Below are 3866 nucleotides of genomic sequence, written 5' to 3' on the forward strand. Positions count from 1 at the left end.
TCATGCGCCGGGTTGGGGGCCGGGGGGGGGGGGGGGGGCCGCCGCGGCCGGGAGTCCGGCCGCCGCGACCAACGCGCTCACGAGGAAGAGGGCCGTGCCCCGGGCGGGCCTCCGGCGGCCGCCGGAGCGGGCACGGTCCTCACGGGCTTTTGGGGCAGCGCCGTCCCGGTCCTTCGGCGCACCGACCTCCCGAGGCAGGGCACCGACCTCCCGCGGCAGGCCCGCCGCGCCGGGTGCGGTCTCGGCACGGACCTCCGGGGCCGGATCGCTCGGGCCGGCCCCTGACGGACCGAGCAGCCGGTCCCCGTCCTCGCCGTCCGCCGCGCGGACCGGATCGGGCATCCAGCCGAACGCCATCGAGGAGCCGATGAGCCCGGCCATCATGCCGACGCCGAATCCGCCGAGGTTCGTCGTCGCCATCGAGGTCAGCGAGGCGATGGCGGTGACGACGGAGACGAACATCCGCTGGTCGGGCTTGAAGAGGAAGAAGAGGCCGCCCGCGACCAGTACCAGACTGATGCCGACGGCCGACATGGCGCCCACACCGATCTTGATCATCAGGGGAAGCGGGGCCAGCGGGATGGCGACCATCTCCACGCCTCCCGCGACGATCCACACCGCGGCCCAGAACGGACGCCTGCGCCGCCAGCCGCGCAGGGAGCGGCGCAGCCGGGGCGCGGGCAGGATCCGGTCGAACCAGTCGCCGGTCTCGCGCGCCAGTTCCGACAGGAAGCCGAAGACGAAGCTGAACATGACCGAGTCCGTCCCTCGTCGCCGTCAGAAGCACTGCTTGCCGGTGCGGCTGAACTCGATCTCCAGCTTCTCCAGCGTGAGCGTGCCTCCGTTGGCGGAGTACGCGGTGCTCTCGACGTCATGCGCGACCGCGGTGCTCGCCTGGACGCCGAAAGTTCCCTTGGGTCCGGTGACACCGGGCGCACCGGTCAGAGTGGAGGCGTCCCGGCCGGCCTGGACACCGGTGACCTTGCCGCCGGCTCCGGTGAGGGCGTCCGCGTTCACCACGAGGTTGCTGCCTTCGAGCGGCTTGTCCGCCCCCGAGTGCACCAGCATGGTGACGTCCCCGACCAGTGGAAGCTTCTGCTTGAGCGAGACGCACACGTCGGAGACCGTGCCGTTCTTGACGGCGGCCAGCAGCACGGGTTTGGCGTCGTTCGCGGAGTCGCCGATGGAGGAGGGGAACGACGACACGCCGTCCGCGGTGATCTCCGAGGCGGAGACCTTGAACGCGGCGCCGGAGACGGCGAAGGACGCGGCGAGCGCCCCTTGGGCGAGGGCGATGCCGAGTGCCCCCACGGCCAGGGTGCAGGGGACGAACATGACGGCGCTGCGTTTCCAGTGCGTACGACCTGCACCCGGGGTACTCGTCCCGGTATGGGCGTATCTGTCACTCATGGGAAGTCCCTTTCGCAGGGCTGGGGCGATGGCGGCGAACTCTCGGGAGCCATCGATGAGTCGAAGATACAAAAACTATTGACTTGTTTCACGGGGCACGTCAATACTCCGGACACAACGGAGAAACGGAGGCGTCATGGCCGCTCTGCCGCACCTGCCGGCCGATCCAACGCCCGTATATTCGGGGGTAGTTGAGGCAAACTCCGCGGTGAGGGCGCCGCGTCGGGGCGGAATGGCCTGGCGCCATTTCGGGGACGCCCGCGCCACCCTCATGGCGCCCCAGCTGCTCCTGCTCCAGGTCGCGCACCCCGTCGTCGGCGCCGGCGTCGAGGACCACAGCAACTTCCGCGCCGAACCCTGGCCCCGCCTGATCCGCACCCTGCTCTCGCTGAGCACCGTCATCTACGGAGGGCAGCGCGCCGCCACCGACGAGGCGCGGCGCCTGATCCACGTGCACGCCGGGATGAAGGGCACCGACTCCGCGGGCCGCCGCTACCACGCCCTCAACCCGGAGGCCTACCACTGGGTGCACGCGACCCTCGTCAAAGGGCCGGTCGACGCGCAGAACCTGTTCGGCAAGGGCATGACCGAAGAGGAAACGGAGGAGTACTACCGCGAGATGCGGGACGTCGGACGGGTCTGGGGCCTCAAGGACCACCATCTGCCCCCGGACTGGGCGGCGTTCACCGCGTACTACGACGACATGGTCGACAACAGGCTGGAGTACAACCAGTCCGTGCGGGACGTGGTCGACGAACTCGCCCATCCCGCCAAGCCGTTCCGTCTGCTCCCTGGCCCGCTCTGGCGGCCCTTCGCCCGGATCGCCGCCCACTACGCGCTGCTGGTCACCGTCGGCACCCTCCCACCCCGCCTGCGTGACCGCCTGCACCTCGACTGGAGCCGGCGGCAACAGCGCGCCCTGCGGCGCTTCGCCCTCGTCGTGAGGTTCCTGATGCTGCTCGTCCCGCCCCCGCTCCGCATCACCGGATCGCTCGCCATCGCCTACTGGGCCACGCACCGGCCGGGCACCGATCCCGCCGCGCGGCGCCCGCTGGGGGCGAGGTGACATGAAATCCACCACCGAGCCCGCGCCGCTCGCCCCGGGAACGATCCTGTGGGAGATCGCGGGCGACGTACGGCTCCTGCTCTCGCTGCCCGCCGCCCTCGTCCTCCAGGTCGCCCACCCGGCGGTCGGCGCGGGCGTCGACGACCACTCGGTGTTCCGCACGGACCCCTGGGGGCGCGCCGAACGCTCGCTGGAATCACTTCAGTTGTGGGTCTACGGTGGCGAGCGGGCGATCGAGGAGGGGCGCCGCCTGCGGCGCCTGCACAGGACCATCAGCGGCACCGACACCCGGGGCCGCAGCTACCACGCGCTCACCCCCGCCTACTACGCCTGGGTGCACGCCACCGCCTACCCGGTCTTCCTGCGGGCCGCCCGCTACCTTTCCCGGCCGCTGTCCCCCGAGGACGAGCGCCGCCTCTACGACGAACTGCTGCAACTCGGCGCCATCCTCGGCATCAACGAGCGCGACATGCCGGGCACTCCCGAGGAGTTCTGGATCTACTTCGACGCGATGATCCAGGAGGAACTGCAGAGCACCGCCGTGGTCCAGGAACTGCTCGACCCGCGCCGCCCCATCGCCCCGCCACCCGGTTCGGGCACGCTGACGCGCCTGCTGTGGCCACTGCTGCGCCGACCGCTGGGCCGCCTGCACGTCTTCGTCACCACAGGCCTGCTCCCGCCCGCCGCGCGCGACCGGCTCGGCGTTCCCTGGACGCCGAGGGACGAACGCAGACTGCGCCGCTTCGGCGCGGTCGTACGCACCCTCGTCCCCCTGCTCCCCGAGCGCCTCCGCTACCTCCCCACAGCCCGGGCCGCCCGTGCGGCCGCCGGACGGTGAACGGGGCAACCCTCGCGCCGGGGCGGTGAGAGGCCCGCCCCGGCGCAGGTGATCCCGTGGTTCTGGCTGGGCCACGAGCGCGTTGCCGCTCTGATCACTGCCGTTGGGCGAACTGGACGTTGTGCTTGCGGTGGCGCCTTCGGCCGAAGAACGCGTTGTCGGCATTCTTCGGCCGAAGGGCGGGGGCGCGGTCGCGTACAGGCATACGGCGACTCGTGTCGTGCCTGTAGGCGAGTTCAACCAGGGCCGAGCGCCACTGGTGACGATGTGCGCACCAGAATTCGATCAAGGCCCGCTGATATCTCGGTCGGCGAGGCAGCCTGGACGGCACCGCCCCAATAGCCCTGGATCAGCGTGGTGTTGAGGCCCGGCCGGGTGTCACTCGGGGTCCCGGCGTGGAGCGAGTCTCACCAGAACCTGGCCCGAGTGACGCCGATCCGCGTCGTCACCGGTCCGTTCAGCAGTAGAGGTTGGCTCCCGGTGTGACGCCGAGGATCGAGGTGAAGCGCTGGTAGGCGTCCACGCGGCTCTGGACCTGTGCGGGGTTCCTGC

General features: G+C 71.0%; 4 protein-coding genes and 1 pseudogene. 2 read left to right on the forward strand and 3 right to left on the reverse strand.

Going from position 1 to position 3866, the window contains the following annotated elements:
• Entirely contained in the window at nt 1–753 is a 753-nt protein-coding gene (locus ACFWBT_RS42215) for a DUF6114 domain-containing protein (RefSeq protein ID WP_385709910.1), read from the reverse strand.
• A gap of 24 nt (nt 754–777) precedes the next feature.
• Nucleotides 778–1410 (reverse strand): DUF6230 family protein, encoded by a 633-nt coding sequence (locus tag ACFWBT_RS42220; protein ID WP_385709913.1) that lies wholly within the window; start codon nt 1408–1410, stop codon nt 778–780.
• A 232-nt stretch (nt 1411–1642) separates the two neighbouring features.
• Here ACFWBT_RS42220 and ACFWBT_RS42225 point away from each other — a divergent pair, with 232 nt between their 5' ends.
• Together ACFWBT_RS42225 and ACFWBT_RS42230 are read left to right on the forward strand one after the other, a co-directional pair.
• Nucleotides 1643–2476, forward strand: coding sequence for an oxygenase MpaB family protein (locus tag ACFWBT_RS42225; protein WP_385709916.1), 834 nt, complete (start codon nt 1643–1645; stop codon nt 2474–2476).
• Nucleotide 2477: 1 nt separating this feature from the next.
• Nucleotides 2478–3314, forward strand: coding sequence for an oxygenase MpaB family protein (locus ACFWBT_RS42230; protein ID WP_385709919.1), 837 nt, complete (start codon nt 2478–2480; stop codon nt 3312–3314).
• A gap of 457 nt (nt 3315–3771) precedes the next feature.
• Here ACFWBT_RS42230 and ACFWBT_RS42235 read toward each other — a convergent pair.
• Nucleotides 3772–3866 (reverse strand): annotated as a pseudogene (locus tag ACFWBT_RS42235) (chitinase); the annotation flags it as partial.

It is taken from the genome of Streptomyces sp. NPDC060027 (genome assembly GCF_042737005.1).
In the GTDB taxonomy this organism is placed as follows: Bacteria; Actinomycetota; Actinomycetes; order Streptomycetales; family Streptomycetaceae; genus Streptomyces.

Excerpts from the sequence above, each read along its gene's own strand:
- ACFWBT_RS42220 (WP_385709913.1), bottom strand. The coding sequence starts at position 1,410 with ATGAGTGACAGATACGCCCATACCGGGACGAGTACCCCGGGTGCAGGT.
- ACFWBT_RS42225 (WP_385709916.1), top strand. The coding sequence starts at position 1,643 with ATGGCCTGGCGCCATTTCGGGGACGCCCGCGCCACCCTCATGGCGCCC.
- ACFWBT_RS42215 (WP_385709910.1), bottom strand. The coding sequence starts at position 753 with ATGTTCAGCTTCGTCTTCGGCTTCCTGTCGGAACTGGCGCGCGAGACC.
- ACFWBT_RS42230 (WP_385709919.1), top strand. The coding sequence starts at position 2,478 with ATGAAATCCACCACCGAGCCCGCGCCGCTCGCCCCGGGAACGATCCTG.